Genomic DNA, 17,245 nt, shown 5'->3' with positions numbered 1-17,245 from the left:
TAAGCTTAGCCGCAATCAGGCCTTGGCAGCGCTTGGGTTCTCAATCGGCAGGGTAGGGTCGGCCGCCCATTCCGACAATGAACCGTCGTACACGGCGACGTCTTTCCCCAGCTTCTTGAACACCAGCGCATTCCAAGTGGCAGCAATGCCGCCGCCGCAATACGTAATAACCTTCTTGTCCTCATCAAGAGCACCATGCTCCGCCAGGTTGCTTCGCAGCGCTTCTTCGTCCACGAGAGTAGAGCTGCCGGGCTTCGTATGCTTGGCGATAAAGATATTCACACTGCCGGGAATATGTCCGCTGCGGGCGTATGTCTTCGTTTCGCCGTTATGGTCTGCCGGGGAAAGGCTATTCACGAGCAGTGTAGACTCATCCCCGATCGCGAGCTTCACGTCTTCCTTCGTCGCAAGGAGCTCACTGCGGCGTTGTCCGGTGAAGATGGCCGGCGGATAAGCACCGGGCTCGTCCGATACGGGACGCCCTTCATCCTGCCATTTCTTCAATCCGCCCTCCAGAACGGCGACCCGGTCGAAGCCTTCCAGGCGGAGCTGCCACCACAGGCGGGATGCCCAGGCGCTGGGACCAACGCCCTGGTCGTATACAACTACATAAACATCGTCGCCTCCGACGCCGAGCTGACCGATCTTCTCGGCGAAATAATCGTGGCCGGGAACGGTAAAGGGGTATGCGCCGTCCGGATCGGCCAATTCCAGATGCAGATCCGCAAACACAGCGCCGGGGATATGTCCTTGTTTATAGGTTTCCCGGCCGGAGTTGACTTTGTAGTAGCCTCCATCCTCCGGGAACTGCAGGTAGGTGGTCGCGTCGAGCAAGCGCAGTGCAGGATCTTCTAACCTCTCGGCCAACCAGTCCGTGTTTACTGTCAAAGGCAATGAGCTCATTCGTATAACCTCCTCAAGAATAGTAGAAAAGTGCTTATGCTTAAAATACCACATATCCTATCGGAAATAAAGTATATACCTTTCCGAACCCATCTTAATGCAATCTTAATGTTGCCATGCAAATCTTAACGCGGTGTTAATGCCACAGATGATATACTCGCAGCAATATGGCTTCTTGCGCCATTTAGCTGTATTAAATAAACAACAAGTGGTGAAACCCGTGATCTCATTTCTAAAAAGATTCTTGATCGGAAGGCCTTTAAAGTCCACAGAGCTGGGGGAGCAGAAACTAAACAAAAAGAAAGCCTTGGCCATTCTTTCATCCGATGCCTTATCATCCGTTGCGTACGGCCCGGAACAGATTCTGATTGTACTGTTCACCATCGGTGCAGCTGCCTTCTGGTATTCCATTCCGATTGCAATAGGCGTATTGGTGTTGCTGACCGCACTAATTCTATCCTACCGGCAAATTATCTTCGCCTATTCGCATGGCGGGGGAGCGTATGTGGTATCCAAGGAGAATTTGGGCCGCTACCCGGGGCTCATAGCCGGAGGGTCCTTGCTGGTGGACTACATTCTGACGGTAGCTGTAAGTGTATCGGCCGGAACCGATGCGATTACCTCAGCGTTTCCCGGTCTGCATGAGCATAAAGTAATCATTGCCGCCGGATTCGTGCTGCTGATTACCGTGCTTAACTTAAGAGGGGTAACGGAATCCGCTTCCGTATTGGCTTATCCCGTATATTTATTCGTCCTGGCCCTGGCCATCCTGATCGGTACAGGCTTGTATAACATTCTGACGGGGAATGTTCCGGCAGAGCTGCATACACCCATAGGTACTCCGGTGGCAGGCATTAGCTTATTCCTTCTGCTGAGGGCCTTTTCTTCCGGAAGCTCAGCGCTGACCGGCGTCGAGGCCATCTCTAATGCCATTCCGAACTTCAAGCATCCCGCAGCTTCCAACGCAGCCAAAACCCTGCTGGCCATGGGGGCAATCCTGGCGGTCTTGTTCTCGGGGATTGTGGTGCTGGCCTATTATTACGGGGTAGCCCCGCGCGGCGATGTCACTGTGGTCTCACAGATTGCAGAGCAGACCTTCGGACGGAACGCGATGTACTATTTCATCCAGGGTACGACGGCATTAATCTTGATTCTAGCCGCCAATACTGGCTATTCGGCTTTTCCTTTGCTCGCTGTAAACTTGGCCAAGGACAAGTACATTCCGCGAATGTTCACGGTGAGAGGGGACCGGCTCGGGTACTCCAACGGGATTATTATACTGGGGCTTCTCTCGATTGTCCTTATTTACGTCTTTGAGGGGGAAACTGAACAGCTGATCCCGCTTTATGCTGTCGGCGTGTTCATTCCCTTTACGTTATCGCAGACCGGCATGATGGTGAAATGGCTGCGGGAGAAGCCGGCCGGCTGGACGCAGAAGTTTGTCATCAACACGGTCGGCGCATTGATCAGCCTCATTGTGACGCTCATGTTCTTTTTGACCAAGTTCACACAGGTGTGGCCCGTGTTTGTGTTCTTACCGCTGCTACTGCTGATCTTCGACCGGATTCACAAGCATTATGAGGCGGTTGCCGATCAGCTCAGAATAACAACCTGCGAGGAAACCGCACGGATTGAGGGAAATGTAATTATACTGCCGGTAGCAGGGATTACCCACGTGGTTATGAATTCTCTGGAGTATGCCAAATCGCTGTCCCCGCAGCAGATTATCGCCGTTTATGTTCCTTTTGAACGAGAGGAAGAGGCTGCGTTTGAGGAGAAGTGGAACAGGGTTCTGCCGGATGTGCGTCTGGTGACGCTGTATACGCCTTACCGCAGTATTTTGCAGCCGCTGATCAAGTTTATTGATACGGTCCAGTGGAAGGCTGCCGAGTCGAATCACAAGGTAACTGTTATTATTCCGCAATTCATTCCGAAGAAAGGCTGGCAGAACATCCTGCATAACCAGTCCAGCCTGCTGATCCGTGCGCATTTATTATTCCGCAGAGATGTGATCGTTACGACCGTGCCTTATCATCTTAAAAAATAAAACAAAGGGCTTGCCTCAACCAACAGGATTGAGGCAAGCCTTTTATTATTGTCCAATCAAAGACTGCGGCGAATTAAGAAGATGCTGCCCCTCTAAGAAAGATATGGACCAGCCTTTGTGCAAATTCACGAAAGGACCCGTATTTCTGAGCGGGAATTTCCCGGTTCCCCATGAGCATTAAGGTAGAGAAGGTCTCCGCCAGGAACAGGGGATCGTCCTCGCGCAGCAGCTGCCGGTCCATCGCCACCCGGAAATGGGCGGCTAACACTTCGTGGATCTTAAGCTCGGCATCGCGGATTTGTTGAATTTGATCATATTCAAGGAAGGGCTCTGCCTTCTTGATCATCGTCTCCACTTCTGCATGAGGATTCGCCAAGCTGGCTTCGGCTAAGTTTATTAGCCCGGTCTCCAGAGTATCGGCTGAGTCAAGCATACTTGAGGTTAACTGGCGGATACTCTGAAACATGGTGATCATCGCTATCGTGAATAGCTCGGGTTTGCTGGCGAAATGATAGTATATGGTCGGCTTGGTCACCCGGCACCGCTCACCAATCTGTCCAAGACTTACAGCATCGTAGCCATTCTCCATGAACAATTGAGAGGCGGTCTGAATGATCGCGGCCTGAATCGAAAGCTTGTTATCCGCTTGCTTGGGCCTTCCGGGCAGACGCCTGGTGGGTTTCTCTGACATTGCACACTCCCCTTTACCATGATTTTATGACAAACCTTCCTCACAAGTAAATATAGCTTGTAAATATTATTACCGGTAAGTATAATTAATTTCAAATCTAAGATAAACAGTAAAGGTGGTATAACGGTTGAAAAGCACACAACGCAGAATAAACTGGAAGAAAGTAATGATATGGGCAGGTGCTTCTGTAGTTATTATTGCAGCTGGACTCCTTATATATCTGCAATCCATTATGTACAGTCCGTCCGAACGGGCTGAAGCCGCTATGCAGAGTGATGATCAGATCGAAGTCGCCAAGATCAAAGAGGGATACCGGTTTGAACCCGTGGAGGGAGAGACGACGGGGCCAAATATCATTATTTATCCTGGCGGACTGGTGGAGCCGTCAAGCTACTCTCCGATGGCCCGGAAGCTGGCAGAGAAGGGGCACAGAGTATATATAGCTGAGATGCCGTTCAATTTGGCCATGTTCGGCCAGAACAAGGCGGATGCTTTTATCGCAGAACATCCTGACGAGTCCTTTGTCATCGGCGGCCATTCGCTGGGCGGCGTCTTTGCCTCCAGGTATGCAGCGGAACACACTGATAGCTTGGATGGTGTCTTCTTCCTGGCCTCCTATGCGGATGACAGCGGAAGCTTAACGGATTCCAGCCTGTCCGCCCTGCAGATCACAGGGACAGATGACGGTGTGCTGAACCTCGAACGGTGGAAGGACGCCAAGAAGAATCTTCCGGAAGGCACGACCTATGTCAGTGTCGAAGGCGGAAACCATGGCCAGTTCGGTTCATACGGCAATCAAAAGGGAGACCGCGCGCCGGAAATTTCGGATGAGCAGCAGTGGGATGAAGTAGTGGATGCTCTGGAAGACTGGTTCAAGCAGTAAACCGTAAGTGCTCCATTTCCTCGACCGTTTCTGGGTTTTTGTCTACCGACAACCCCAAGAAATTAAACTATGATAACCCTATCAACTAATTTTAGGGTGAGCGAGGGATGAAGTTGCTAACAACCATCGATAAAAGAAACATTAAACTGCTTCCGGGTATCTTCCGGGAACGATTTAATAAGAACAGAGAATACCTGATGGAGCTGGATACGCAGTGCCTGCTGCAGAATTTCTATCTGGAAGCGGGAATTATTATGCCGGGGCTTCAGGTTGTCGATAATCCGGAAACCGCTAAATTGCATTGGGGCTGGGAAGCGCCGACCTGCCAGCTCAGAGGTCATTTTCTGGGCCATTGGCTCTCCGCTGCGGCATCATATGTGGCCACCGAGCGCGATATGGAGCTGAAGGCCAAGCTGGATAAAATCATTGCAGAATTAGCCAGATGCCAGGAATTGAACGGGGGAGAGTGGGTAGGCTCCATCCCTGAAAAGTACTTTCAAAAATTAGCCGATGATCAGCATATCTGGTCACCGCAATATGTAATGCATAAAACGATTATGGGGCTTACTCACGCCTATACAGACGCCGGCAATGAGCAGGCTCTGGACATCCTGGATCATCTGAGCGACTGGTATCTCCGCTGGATCAACGCAATGCTGAAGAAGAACCCACATGCCGTATACAGCGGGGAAGAGGGCGGCATGCTTGAAATATGGGTCACCTTGTACGAAGTCACCAAGAAAGATAAATATATGTTCCTGGCAGAGCGCTACCGCAATCCCAGCCTGTTCCGAAAGCTGCAGGAGGGCAAAGACGCGCTGACCAACTGCCATGCCAATGCGAGCATTCCTTTATCTCACGGTGCAGCCAAGCTCTATGAGGTCACCGGAGGGGAGAAGTGGCGCCATATCACGGAGCTGTTCTGGAAGAACGCGGTTACAGATAGAGGAACGTATTGTACCTGCGGCCAGAATGCAGGCGAATTCTGGGAGCCTCCGTTTATGTTAGGACAATTCCTCGGGGAGAGGAATCAGGAATTCTGCACCGTATACAATATGGTCAGAACAGCTTCCTATCTGTATAAATGGACAAGCAATACCGAATATGCGGATTATATCGAAAGAAGCCTGTATAACGGCTTCCTTGCCCAGCAGAATGCCGAAACAGGCATGCCTGCATACTTTCTGCCGTTGTCAGCGGGTAGCCGTAAACGGTGGGGAACTAAAACAAGAGATTTCTGGTGCTGCCACGGAACAATGGTCCAGGCCCAGGCTTTATATGGCGACTTAATCTATTTCGAGGATCGTGAAGCGGGCCAGCTGATTGTCAGCCAATACATTCCCTCAAGACTGGAATATCGCCGCGGGGAAACTGATATTTGCATTGAGCAGACTACGGATATGAAAACCTACAATGCCCAAGCCTTCTTCGACGAGCACGATGACAGCCAAATGTCGAGATGGTCCTTGAAATTCAGTGTGACCTCGTCAGCTTCAGAATCATTTACGCTGCGCTTCCGCGTGCCCGCATGGGTCAAAGGAACACCCGTGGTCCAAGTTAACGGGCAAGAGGTTGCCTCACCTGATATTCACGGCGGATATCTGAATATTACAAAAGAATGGCAGGATGATACGATCAACCTCTTCTTCCCGAGCACTCTTTCGATGGAGGCGCTGCCCGATATGCCTGAGCTTGCCGCCGTAGTTGACGGGCCAATTGTACTTGCGGGTCTAACGGACAGCGACTGCGGTCTTACGGGTGACTTCAGCAATCCGAAGACATTCCTGATGCCGCAGGCCGAACATACCTATGAAACGTATCCTTGGAAGCAGAACAGCTACCGGACACGCCATCAAGCGAAGAACATCATGCTGAAGCCGCTTTACGAAATTACCGATGAACCCTACACGGTCTATTTCAGCCATAAACCAAGCTAATTCATGATGAGCCTCACATTTTGTGAAAAGCATTTTTATACTGTAGGGGAGTCATCCCTTCATACATTTTGAACAGCTTCATAAAATATTTCTCATCCCGGAAGCCGCATGAATATGCGGCTTCTTTGATGCTGATATTATTGCTGGACAAGAGGTTCTTCGAAATTTCGATCCGCGATTTATTCAAGAAATAGATCAGCTTCATGCCGGTTTCTTTTTTAAAGAGTGAGGACAGGTATTCGGCATTATAGTGAAATTCTCCGGCAATGTCCTGTAAGGTGAGCGGCTGGTGGCAATTGGATTTAACCCATTCCATGATCGAATAAATAACAGGTGATATATGATTAGAGCGATTGTATAAACCATCGATAAATTGTTGTGTAATCTCCATAGCAAGCAGACTCATGGCGTAAGAAAGCATTGCTTCGGTGTAAAGATTCTCCTGGCGTGAGAAATCAATAAGCTGATGAAACAGCAGGCTAATGCGCTGCGGATTTCTTGAAGTACCATGTTCGGGAATGCAATAAGAATAGAAGGCAGAGGACTCAAAGCCGCTGCTGTTCAATCCGGTATGCCATGGCGTATCGGAAGAGAAATGGACCCACAGATAGGCCAGCTTCCCCGTTGATGGCTTATGCCCGTAATGCTCATCCCCCCCTCTCAGGAAGATATATTGCCCGGAAGCCACCGAATGCGGTACATCCGCCTGGGTAATATTCAAGGTTCCTTCAAGCACGAAAATCAGCACATGGTAGTCGAATATCCGCCTGTGGTGAAGAAACCCATCCTTGCTCAGCAGATTTCCGCAAGTAGAATAAGATAACGGCTTGGCTGTATATGTACAGAAATACTTCATTGCTAATCACCCGGAAATATATGAATTATAAATACCCTCGTAAACATAAGAGGATAATATCATATTGTTACCGGGCAAGCGAATACAACCAAGCGAATTGTACTTTGTTCCTTTCGTTTGGCGATTGGCGCATTCCGCCAGTCCGTTGTCACGCTCTGCTAGTTACTTCCCGGAGCATTAAGGGTATCATAATACCCGTAAGCCAGACCGAAGGAGGTGCACACCGATGAAACCCCATTATCTTGACCGCGTCAAAATGCCGGCGGGCTTCTGGGAAGGATTGCGGCAATTGGGGATCGCCCCCCATGATGTAGCCCGCAAAGCCGGCTTGCCGCTCACCATCATATCGGAGCCGGCTGTGACCACCGCCCAATATTATGCCATCTGGGAGGCCTACTCCAGCCTGGCAGGCGATATGGCCCATGGGATCATTAAACTGGTGACCATTTATGAAACCACCCAGTTTCCGCCTCCCGTTATGGCCACCTATCATGCCCGCGATTATCGCGATGCACTGCACCGGATGGTCCGGTATAAACAGCTTTGTCCTCCAGAAAGCCTGAGGATGCAGGAAGATGGAGAAGAATGTGCCATCGAGCTGGAATGGCTCGTGAACGGCCAATCCTGCCCGCCGTTGCTGGTAGGAATTACACTGGCATTCCTGCTTGAATTGGGACGGCGGGGCACAGGTCAGCACCTGACGGCCAGCACAATAGAATTCGCGCAGCCGATGGGCGATGTACAGGCTCTGGAAGCCTATTTCGGTTGCCGGGTCCTGACGGATGCCGGCCGCAACCGGCTGACACTACACCGGAAGGATCTGGATCGTCCGTTCCTTACCTATAACGAAGAGTTACTGGAGATTCTGACCCCTGCCCTGGACCGTACGCTGCACGAACATCAAGGCAACCGTTCCTTGCCGGAGAGGGTGAAATGGATCATGAAGCGCAGCTTCAGCGGCGGGCGTCCCGATATCCAGATGGTCGCCAAGGAATTAGGGATGAGCGACCGCACGCTGCAGCGCCGGCTGACCGGGGAGAACACAAGCTTCGTCCATCTGCTTACAGAGGCCAGACATGAACAGGCACGTATGTATCTGGCCGATCTTTCACTCGATATTAAGGAAGTGGCCTTCCTGATTGGGTATGAAGACCAAAATTCGTTCTACCGTGCATTCCGCATCTGGGAAGGCGACACGCCTGCCCACTGGCGCAGCGAGCATGCAGGCGTCTAACCGTAACCATCAGGCGAACACAAACTACAACTAGATTAAACCAAAGGAGAAATGCATCATGGATATGGGATTGATCAACAAGACAGCGCTGGTAACAGGATCAACGAAAGGAATCGGCAAAGCCATTGCCATTGAATTGGCCAAAGAAGGGGTCAACGTTCTGATCAATGGCCGGAATCACGAGGAGGCAGAACGCGTGGTTGACGAAATCAAGGCTGCCTATCCGAATACTTCACCCCAGAATGCGGTAGCCGATATCGTCAATGTCACGGAGCGGGAAGCTTTGTTCGCCAAGTTCCCGCAAGTGGACATTCTGGTAAACAACACCGGGATTTACGAAATCATGTCCTATGATGAAGTAGACGACGCCGTATGGGAGAAGTATTTTCAGACCAATGTGCTCGCCGCAAACGCGCTGTCCAAATTCTACATGCCGGGTATGCTTAGTGGCGGCTTTGGCCGGATCCTCTTTATTGCCAGCGAGGAAGCGGTGATGCCATCCGGACAAATGCCGCAATATGCGGTAACCAAATCCATGCTGCTCTCTTTGTCGAAGAGTCTATCGAAACTTACAGCTGGGACGGAGGTTACCGTCAATACGATTATGCCGGGGCCTACTCTATCGGAGAATGTACAGCAAATTATTGAGAGTGTCTTTCCGGACGTGAATATGACCTTTGAGCAAAAAGAAAAAACCTTCATGGCCGCCAATCTCCCGCAATCCGAATTACAGCGGTTCATCAGACCGGGCGAAATCGGCAGACTTGCAGCATTCGTATGCAGCCCTTACGCCACACCTTTCAAAGGTTCACCGATCCGTATGGACGGGGGAATGGTCCCGACGATTTACTAACCTCCAGATAAATTATGGAAACGTCTCTCTATTTATAACGTATAAATTTTAAACATTAAAAATGGAGGGATTTGTAACCATGAACGTTTCGGACAAGAAATGTACGGCATGCGGGGGGAGTTCATTCGTACAAGCTACGGATTTCATCAATCTCCGGCCGTTGGACAAGAAAATGGCTATAGGCTCTGAAAGGATCTACACGATTTGTCTGGATTGCGGAGAAGTAGCTTCAATCCATGTGAAGAACCCGGAGAAGTTATTGAAATAATTGCCAATCATCATAATCATGAATCATCTCATTCATAAAAGGTTAATAACTGGTATTAGGAGGAGCCCCGCAGCGCGGGCTCTTTTTGTTTGATAACAATCAGGGAGGAGCGATCATTATTTATGCCGGAAAATAGGCTGTTTCACGATCTGCCGAAATATTACAAGTTAAATTAACGCATACTAAGCAAGAGCTGTTAACAATTCAATGATTTATGGAGGTACATTGATGGTCTTCACCATTGCTATTACCATAGTGGCGCTATTTGCAATATGGGGAGCGGTCGCTCCTGACCAACTGGCGGATACGGCTAATGTCGCTTACAATTTCTCCATCCACAATTTCGGCTGGTTTTATTTACTGGCCACTTTATTCTTCTTAATATTCGCTTTCTACTTAGCATTCAGCAGGTTTGGCGGGATCAGGCTTGGAGATGACGATGATGAACCGGAATATTCCACACTTTCCTGGCTGTCGATGCTTTTTAGCGCTGGTATGGGGATCGGACTTGTATTCTGGGGGGTGGCGGAGCCCTTATCCCACTATTTATCTCCGCCGGAGGGCGTAGAAGGAGGTACAGCAGAAGCAGCAAGGCTGTCCATGCGGTATTCCTTTTTTCACTGGGGACTGCATCCGTGGGCTATATACACCGTCATAGGATTAGCGCTTGCCTATTTCCAGTTCCGTAAAGGATATAAAGGGTTGATCAGTTCAACGTTTATTCCTTTATTGGGCGAACGTCTAGCTTCCGGCTGGCTGGGCAAGACTATCGATATCCTGGCGGTGATTGCCACGATCTTTGGGGTTGCAACTTCACTGGGACTCGGTGCACTTCAAATCGGCGGAGGATTGGACTATTTATTCGGGATTCCGAACTCCGTTACAACCCAGGTTATAGTCATTGCTATAGTGACTGTGTTGTTTCTCATCTCAGCCACTACAGGCCTGGATAAAGGAATCAAAACCCTCAGCAACACCAATCTGGTTATTGCCATACTATTAATGCTATTCGTATGGGCAACTGGTCCGACTTCCTTTATTTTCGACACGTTTACAACAACGTTAGGCAGCTACCTGCAAAATATCATCAATATGAGTTTGCGGTTAACTCCTTTCTCAAGAGGCACTTGGGTCGGCGCATGGACGTTATTCTATTGGGCCTGGTGGATCGCCTGGGCTCCCTTTGTCGGGACTTTTATTGCAAGAGTATCCAAGAGCAGGACGATCAAAGAGTTTGTCATCTGTGTCATGATTATTCCGAGTCTGTTCGGGTTTATCTGGTTTTCGGTATTCGGAGGGACGGGACTTCACCTGGAATTGTTCGATGCCGCCGAACTGGCTCAAGCCGTTAAAGAAGATACCACTACCGCTCTGTTTATCACACTGGAACAGCTGCCCTTAGGTACGATCATCGCGCTTATTGCTACGCTCCTGATTATGATGTTTTTTATCACATCAGCCGATTCAGCTACCTTTGTGCTGGGCATGCTGACTTCGGACGGCAAGCTGAATCCCAGTGCAAGAGTGAAATTAACCTGGGGCATCCTGCAATCCGCCATAGCGGTAGTGTTGCTGATTAGCGGCGGGTTAAGCGGACTTCAGACGGCCTCCATTGTGGCCGCCTTACCATTTGCCATTGTTCTGATCGGCATGTGTATCTCCCTGCTTAAGGCTTTGCAGGCTGAGGACAAGGAGCGGCGGCAAAGGGAAAAACGTCAACGCCAAAAGCTGAAGCGATTGCTGGAGGAGCAAGAACCATTCAAGAATGAAATTCCAGCGAAGTGAGGGCGGGGGCAGGCTTTTTGACTTGCGGGTATTCTCTAATCCGCCATTCTGCGGATTCTTGCGTATTGCCGGGGCAGAAAAGGTTCTGTAAGGAACTGAATTTCCGTGTAACCACCTTCCATATATAGTTCATTTTCTTCGCCCGGGACCTGAGCCCGGGAAATCTTTACAGGGGAAGAGACCATCGCTTGCTCCAGACCCCACCCCAGCATTAACATTAGAACGAACAAAGCAGCACAGATCATTATTTTGTATCTTTGTACGAACACGGGAGACACCTCCTTTTACAACAGGCTCCTCTAATCATTTTCAGACTATACCCAAGCAGATCGCTTTACTTTCTTTACGGTTGACTATATAATGTCACTAATTGTATACGCACCAAACCGGAGGAGCCTGCCAACAGCAGGCTCTTTTTATTGTTTTTTAATGGAATAATTTAACTTTCAAGGAGGCTTCTAAATGGAAACACGCGCAGAGGGTATCATGGTATGTGTACACTACGGTCCCCATGGACAGCGGCTGATTCACCGGGGAGGGGAGCTCGCAAGACGACTACAGGCTCCGCTGATTGTACTTACGGTAGATGCAATTGGAGACAATGAATATAACATGCAAAAGCAGCATTACCTTTCCGCGTGGGAGAACCAGACGAAGGAAGCGGGAGGACAGTTTTTAATACGTAAATGTAACGGAAGAAAGACTGTGGATATTATTGTCGAAGCTGCCAAAGAGAACGGGGTTACTCAGATTGTACTCGGACAATCAATCCGGACTCTTTGGCAGGAAATCACCAAGGGTAATTTCATCAATGATTTAATGGAACAGGCAGGAACAATTGATCTGCATATCGTAGCAGTCCAGCGGTATCCGGAAATGCTGGAGCAAACCCATGAGCAAGGCTCCACTGCATATCTGGTCAAAGAGGGCGGGCGTTACATTCTCGCAGAGGAGGCTGCCGGCAGCGAAACGATCAAAGGCGTATTCTACCGCGAGCTGGACACGGATTTTAACACTGGCTTATTTAAGCTGGTAAAGAACGGTGAAGCACAATACTTAAGGATTGTTCAGAATGAATGGGTAAAGCCCGTTTAAATACACAGATCAGAATAGAGGGGGGACTAAGCTTTGCTGCATACAGCTGTTTTGCTTCCGTTTTTACTATCAATAATCATACTGCTCATCAAACGAACTAAGCTTGTTCATCCGGGGTGGGTTGTTCTACCGCTTCCGGCGGCCCTCTTCGTGTATTTCCTGACGGAGATTCATACGGTCCGGACGGAAGATAGCATAGTATCCACTATTGCCTGGATGCCGAAGCTGGGAATTGACATTACCCTGGTATTGGACGGACTGAGTCTGCTGTTTGTTCTGTTGATTACCGGGATGGGTGCGCTTGTTGTGCTATATTCTATTCATTATCTGGATAAGCATACCGAAGGGATTCACCAATTCTATATCTATCTGCTCATGTTCATGGGAGCGATGCTGGGCGTCGTCCTCTCGGATAACCTGATGGTGCTGTACGGCTTCTGGGAGCTTACGAGCATTTCGTCTTTCCTGCTCATAGCATTCTGGTATGGGCGGGAGAGATCCCGTTACGGAGCCCTGAAATCCATGCTGATTACCGTCTTCGGCGGTCTGGCGATGTTTGCCGGCTTCAATATGCTATATTTAATGACCGGATCATACAGCATCCGCGAAATTATTCCTCAGGTGGGAGCTTTAACAGAGCATTCGATGTTTATTCCGGCTATGCTGCTGATTCTGCTGGGTGCATTTACGAAATCAGCCCAGTTTCCGTTTCATATCTGGCTGCCTGATGCTATGGAAGCCCCGACTCCGGTAAGTGCCTATCTTCATTCGGCAACCATGGTGAAGGCGGGGATATATCTGGTTGCCCGATTGACCCCGGTATTTGCCGGTCAGGCCGGCTGGTTCTGGCTGGTTTCTGCCACTGGTCTGGTCACGCTGATTTACGGTTCCTTTAAAGCGATCCGGCAAACCGATCTTAAGGCCCTGCTGGCCTACTCGACCATCAGCCAACTCGGCTTAATTATGTCCTTGCTGGGGCTAGGGTCAGCATCCGCCTTTTTCAGTGGTAAAGAAGACGCCATATTCTACGCCATGGCTACTACGGCAGCGCTCTTTCATCTGATCAACCATGCCGTTTTTAAGGGCAGCCTGTTTATGGTGGTCGGCATTATTGACCATGAGACCGGAACCCGGGATCTCCGCAATCTGGGTGGACTCATGACGGTGATGCCGGTTACTTTCACCATTGCGTCAATCGGGGCTTTCTCGATGGCGGGGTTGCCGCCCTTCAGCGGTTTTCTGAGTAAAGAAATGTTCTTCACTTCCGTGCTCAATATCAGGGAGTTTGACCTCTTGAACTCAAGCTTCTGGCTGAGTCTCTTTCCGGTCATTGCCTGGATTGCCAGTGTATTCACCTTTGTATACAGCATGATTCTCGTCTTCAAGGCCTTCGGCGGCAAGCTCAAGCAGGATAAGCTGGATAAAGCACCGCATGAAGCGCCGCTGGGACTTTTATTGCCGCCGGTATTATTAATATCGCTGGCTGTTGTGTTTGCCTTCTTCCCTGAGCTTGTGTCTAGGGCGCTGATTGAACCGGCTATGGCCTCCGTTCATAAAGGAATGCTTGCGCCCGGAGAAACCTTCGAGGTTTCGATTCATTTCTGGCATGGCTGGACGGCCGAGATCTTTATGACACTCGGTGTTATAGCAGTGGGCATCCTTCTTTACAGAACCTATACCCGGCTGCGGCTGCTGGACCGGGAAGCAAAGGGGACCAATACTCTCAACCGCGTATACGACGCTTCTCTTCAGCTGCTTGAGCGGGGGTCGGGACGTCTGACCAATGCGTATATGACCGGCTCGAACCGCCATTACCTGATGTATATTTTCAGTTTCTTTGTCATTGCGCTGCTTACCGTTCTGGTACGGGAACCCGGTATAAGCTTTGGCATGGAGCAGTATGCTCCGCTGTCCATATACGAGGTGGCTGTAGTATTAGTCATGCTGCTGGCGGCTTTCGGGATTCCGTTCGCCAAGTCCCGTGTCAACGCCATCCTGTTCACCGGCTGTGTGGGGTACATGGTAACGCTGCTATTCGTTCTATTCCGGGCGCCGGACCTTGCACTGACACAAATGATCATCGAGACCGTATCGGTCATTCTGTTCCTGCTTTGCTTCCGGTACCTGCCGAAGCTGAAGCAGCAGAAGGAGACGCTGCGCTTCAAGCTGCCCAATCTGGTTATAGCCCTGGGCGTTGGCGTTACAATGACCTTAATCGCGCTGGCAGCGATAGGCAGCAGTCCATTTGAGCCCATATCCGAGTTTTTCCTGAAAGAAAGCTATAACCTGGCCGGAGGAAAGAATGTAGTCAATGTCATCCTGGTGGACTTCCGCGGATTCGATACCCTGTTCGAGATTATGGTGCTCGGCATCGCCTCACTGTCCATCTTCGCTCTGATCAAATTAAAGCTGGAGGGAGATGCGCAGCAAACACCGAAGCCGGGGAAACTGCGTGCAGCCTTGCCGGTGCGCAGCAATGACGTCATTCTGCAGACGATGTCGAGGGCGATTGTAGTCATTATTGTGATCTTTTCACTGTACCTGTTCTTTGCGGGGCATAACAATCCTGGGGGAGGCTTTATCGGGGCCTTGATGACCTCTGCCGCACTGGTGCTGATGGCCATCGCTTTTGGCATGGATCAGATCCGGCAGGCGGTACGGGTGAATTATCGGCTGCTGACTGCGGTCGGGCTCTTGATCGCTATACTGACGGCTTCTGGCTCATTCCTCTTTGGCGCTCCATTCCTGAGCCATGCCTTCGGCCATTTCCACCTGCCTATCCTTGGGGACACCGAGCTGGCAACGGCCGTATTATTTGACCTGGGGGTCTATCTGGCTGTAGTAGGTGTAACCATGAACATTATTTTAACGATCGGAGAGGATAAGCAATGGAACTCGTAATGGCGCTGGCCATAGGCATTTTATTTACGATAGGGGTTTATCTGATTCTGTCAAAGGTCCTGCTGCGGATTATACTGGGAACCTCTTTGCTGACGCACGGCGTTCATCTGCTGCTCCTGACCATGGCCGGACTCAAGCAGGGGGCCGCTCCTGTTCTCGGCGATGCGGATTCCTATGTCGACCCTCTGCCTCAGGCTCTGATCCTAACCTCCATCGTCATCAGCTTTGGCGTTACCGCTTTTTATTTTGTACTGGCTTACCGTTCTTATCAGGGGTTAGGTACGGACGAGATTGACAGCATCAAGGAGGTCAAAGAATGAGCAATGTTCTGGTGCTGCCTGTCCTGATTCCATTATGCACGGCTGTGATCCTGTTTTTCTTCAAAGAAAAGATCCGCCTTCAGCGTGGAATCAGTACGGTCAGCGGACTGCTGAATATGATTACTGCTATATTGCTCGTTTCCCGTGTTCACAAAGAGGGCATTCTAACCTTGGAGATGGGAGGCTGGGCTGCTCCTTACGGAATAGTATTTGTAGGGGATATGTTTGCCGCTTTACTGGTTATGATGACTGCTGTCGTCAGCTTTGCGGTTCTTCTGTATTCTTTCCAGAGCATTGAGGAGAAGCGGGAACGGTTTTATTACTATCCTTTCTTTCAGTTTCTGATGGTCGGGGTTACCGGTTCCTTTCTGACGGGAGATATCTTCAATTTATTTGTTTTCTTTGAAGTCATGCTGATTTCCTCATATGCTCTGATTTCACTGGGCGGGACAAAGCTACAGCTGCGGGAAACACCCAAGTATTTATTGATCAACATCGTGTCCTCAACGTTGTTTGTAGCAGCTGTCGCTTATCTCTATGCTGCAGTAGGAACGCTTAATATGGCGCATCTGTCCCAGCGTATTGCCGAATCCGGACAAGGCGGTGTGCTGAATGTAATTGCCGTATTATTCCTGATTGTATTTGCCTTGAAGGCCGGACTGTTTCTGTTCTTCTGGCTCCCTGGGTCCTACAGTGCTCCGCCGCCGGCGGTAAGAGCGTTGTTCGGGGCACTGCTTACCAAAGTGGGGCTTTATGCAATTATCCGGACCTTCACGCTGATGTTTGTTAACGATCCGGGGCTAACTCATACTCTGATCGCCTGGTTGGCTGCAGTAACTATGATTTTAGGCAGCCTGGGGGCCGTAGCCTATAAGGATCTCCCGCGCATCCTTAATTATAATGTGATCATCAGTGTAGGCTTTGTCGCTTTTGGACTTGCTGCAGGCACTGAGAATGCACTGAACGGGGCAGTCTTTTATCTGCTGCACGATATGCTGGCTAAGGGGCTTATGTTTATTCTCGGCGGGATCATCATATCCGCTGCCGGAACAGAAAGGCTATCCGGCATGGGAGGCCTCATTAAAAAATACCCGCTCATTGGCTGGATGTTCTTTATTCTGACGCTTGCTTTGGTGGGCATACCGCCGCTCAGCGGTTTTGCAGGCAAGGTTCTGATCATTCGGGGAGCGCTCGATGCGGGTATGCTGACATTGTCCCTTATTGCCTTGGGCTCAAGCTTAATGGTGCTGTATTCCCTGATCAAGGTGTTTCGGCTTGCCTTCTGGGGGAATGAACCGGAGACAGAGCTGCCTAAAGTGAACCTGAGAGGAGCTACAGCTGTCGCTGCCGTACTGGTTATACTTGTAATCGCTATGGGAATCGGAGCCGATTATGTATATGACTATGTAGCACAGGCAGGCGAGGTCCTGGCCACACCTGATATTTATATCCAAGCCATAATGAAGGAGTAG

Annotated in this window: 13 protein-coding genes; 10 read left to right on the top strand and 3 right to left on the bottom strand. The window is 50.0% G+C overall.

Annotation, left to right across the window (positions count from 1 at the left end; translation table 11 throughout):
• Positions 1-15 precede the first annotated feature (15 nt).
• Positions 16-903 (bottom strand): sulfurtransferase, encoded by an 888-nt coding sequence (locus tag F1379_RS15350; protein ID WP_150271245.1) that lies wholly within the window; start codon positions 901-903, stop codon positions 16-18.
• Between the two features lie 220 nt (positions 904-1,123).
• Between F1379_RS15350 and F1379_RS15345 the strand changes: the two genes are divergently transcribed.
• Positions 1,124-2,950, top strand: a complete 1,827-nt coding sequence (locus tag F1379_RS15345; RefSeq protein ID WP_150271243.1) for an APC family permease — start codon at positions 1,124-1,126, stop codon at positions 2,948-2,950.
• Between the two features lie 73 nt (positions 2,951-3,023).
• On the opposite strand, the gene F1379_RS15340 is transcribed toward F1379_RS15345, so the two are convergent.
• Positions 3,024-3,641 carry a TetR/AcrR family transcriptional regulator gene (locus tag F1379_RS15340; RefSeq protein WP_150271241.1) on the bottom strand — a complete coding sequence of 206 codons (618 nt, stop codon included), beginning with the start codon at positions 3,639-3,641 and terminating at the stop codon, positions 3,024-3,026.
• 127 nt (positions 3,642-3,768) lie between these two features.
• Here F1379_RS15340 and F1379_RS15335 point away from each other — a divergent pair, with 127 nt between their 5' ends.
• On the top strand, positions 3,769-4,524 hold the full coding sequence (locus F1379_RS15335; protein WP_239004685.1) for an alpha/beta fold hydrolase: 756 nt from the start codon (positions 3,769-3,771) through the stop codon (positions 4,522-4,524).
• Between the two features lie 107 nt (positions 4,525-4,631).
• Positions 4,632-6,461 carry a beta-L-arabinofuranosidase domain-containing protein gene (locus F1379_RS15330; protein WP_203457110.1) on the top strand — a complete coding sequence of 610 codons (1,830 nt, stop codon included), beginning with the start codon at positions 4,632-4,634 and terminating at the stop codon, positions 6,459-6,461.
• A gap of 13 nt (positions 6,462-6,474) precedes the next feature.
• Here F1379_RS15330 and F1379_RS15325 read toward each other — a convergent pair whose 3' ends face one another.
• Positions 6,475-7,317: a helix-turn-helix transcriptional regulator gene (locus F1379_RS15325; protein WP_150271239.1), complete on the bottom strand. Its 843-nt coding sequence runs from the start codon at positions 7,315-7,317 to the stop codon at positions 6,475-6,477.
• Between the two features lie 226 nt (positions 7,318-7,543).
• On the opposite strand from F1379_RS15325, the gene F1379_RS15320 reads away from it, so the two are divergent.
• The 7 genes from F1379_RS15320 to F1379_RS15285 all read left to right on the top strand — a co-directional run bounded on the left by F1379_RS15320 (position 7,544) and on the right by F1379_RS15285 (position 17,245).
• Positions 7,544-8,551 (top strand): AraC family transcriptional regulator, encoded by a 1,008-nt coding sequence (locus F1379_RS15320; RefSeq protein ID WP_150271237.1) that lies wholly within the window; start codon positions 7,544-7,546, stop codon positions 8,549-8,551.
• 58 nt (positions 8,552-8,609) lie between these two features.
• Positions 8,610-9,404, top strand: a complete 795-nt coding sequence (locus tag F1379_RS15315; RefSeq protein ID WP_150271235.1) for an SDR family NAD(P)-dependent oxidoreductase — start codon at positions 8,610-8,612, stop codon at positions 9,402-9,404.
• Positions 9,405-9,900: 496 nt separating this feature from the next.
• The gene (locus F1379_RS15305; protein ID WP_150271231.1) at positions 9,901-11,457 is read left to right on the top strand and encodes a glycine betaine uptake BCCT transporter; all 1,557 of its coding nucleotides are present in this window, start codon (positions 9,901-9,903) and stop codon (positions 11,455-11,457) included.
• 462 nt (positions 11,458-11,919) lie between these two features.
• Positions 11,920-12,552 (top strand): universal stress protein, encoded by a 633-nt coding sequence (locus F1379_RS15300; RefSeq protein ID WP_150271229.1) that lies wholly within the window; start codon positions 11,920-11,922, stop codon positions 12,550-12,552.
• 33 nt (positions 12,553-12,585) lie between these two features.
• Complete coding sequence (locus F1379_RS15295; RefSeq protein WP_150271227.1) at positions 12,586-15,453, top strand: Na+/H+ antiporter subunit A; 2,868 nt, start codon at positions 12,586-12,588, stop codon at positions 15,451-15,453.
• Complete coding sequence (locus F1379_RS15290) at positions 15,441-15,773, top strand: Na(+)/H(+) antiporter subunit C (protein WP_150271225.1); 333 nt, start codon at positions 15,441-15,443, stop codon at positions 15,771-15,773. Before F1379_RS15295 ends, F1379_RS15290 begins: the two co-directional genes overlap by 13 nt.
• Positions 15,770-17,245: a Na+/H+ antiporter subunit D gene (locus F1379_RS15285; RefSeq protein ID WP_150271222.1), complete on the top strand. Its 1,476-nt coding sequence runs from the start codon at positions 15,770-15,772 to the stop codon at positions 17,243-17,245. Before F1379_RS15290 ends, F1379_RS15285 begins: the two co-directional genes overlap by 4 nt.

The organism is Paenibacillus tepidiphilus, assembly GCF_008635795.1.
In the GTDB taxonomy this organism is placed as follows: domain Bacteria; phylum Bacillota; class Bacilli; order Paenibacillales; family Paenibacillaceae; genus Paenibacillus_AQ; species Paenibacillus_AQ tepidiphilus.
This window is presented reverse-complemented; position numbering and strand designations above follow the sequence as displayed.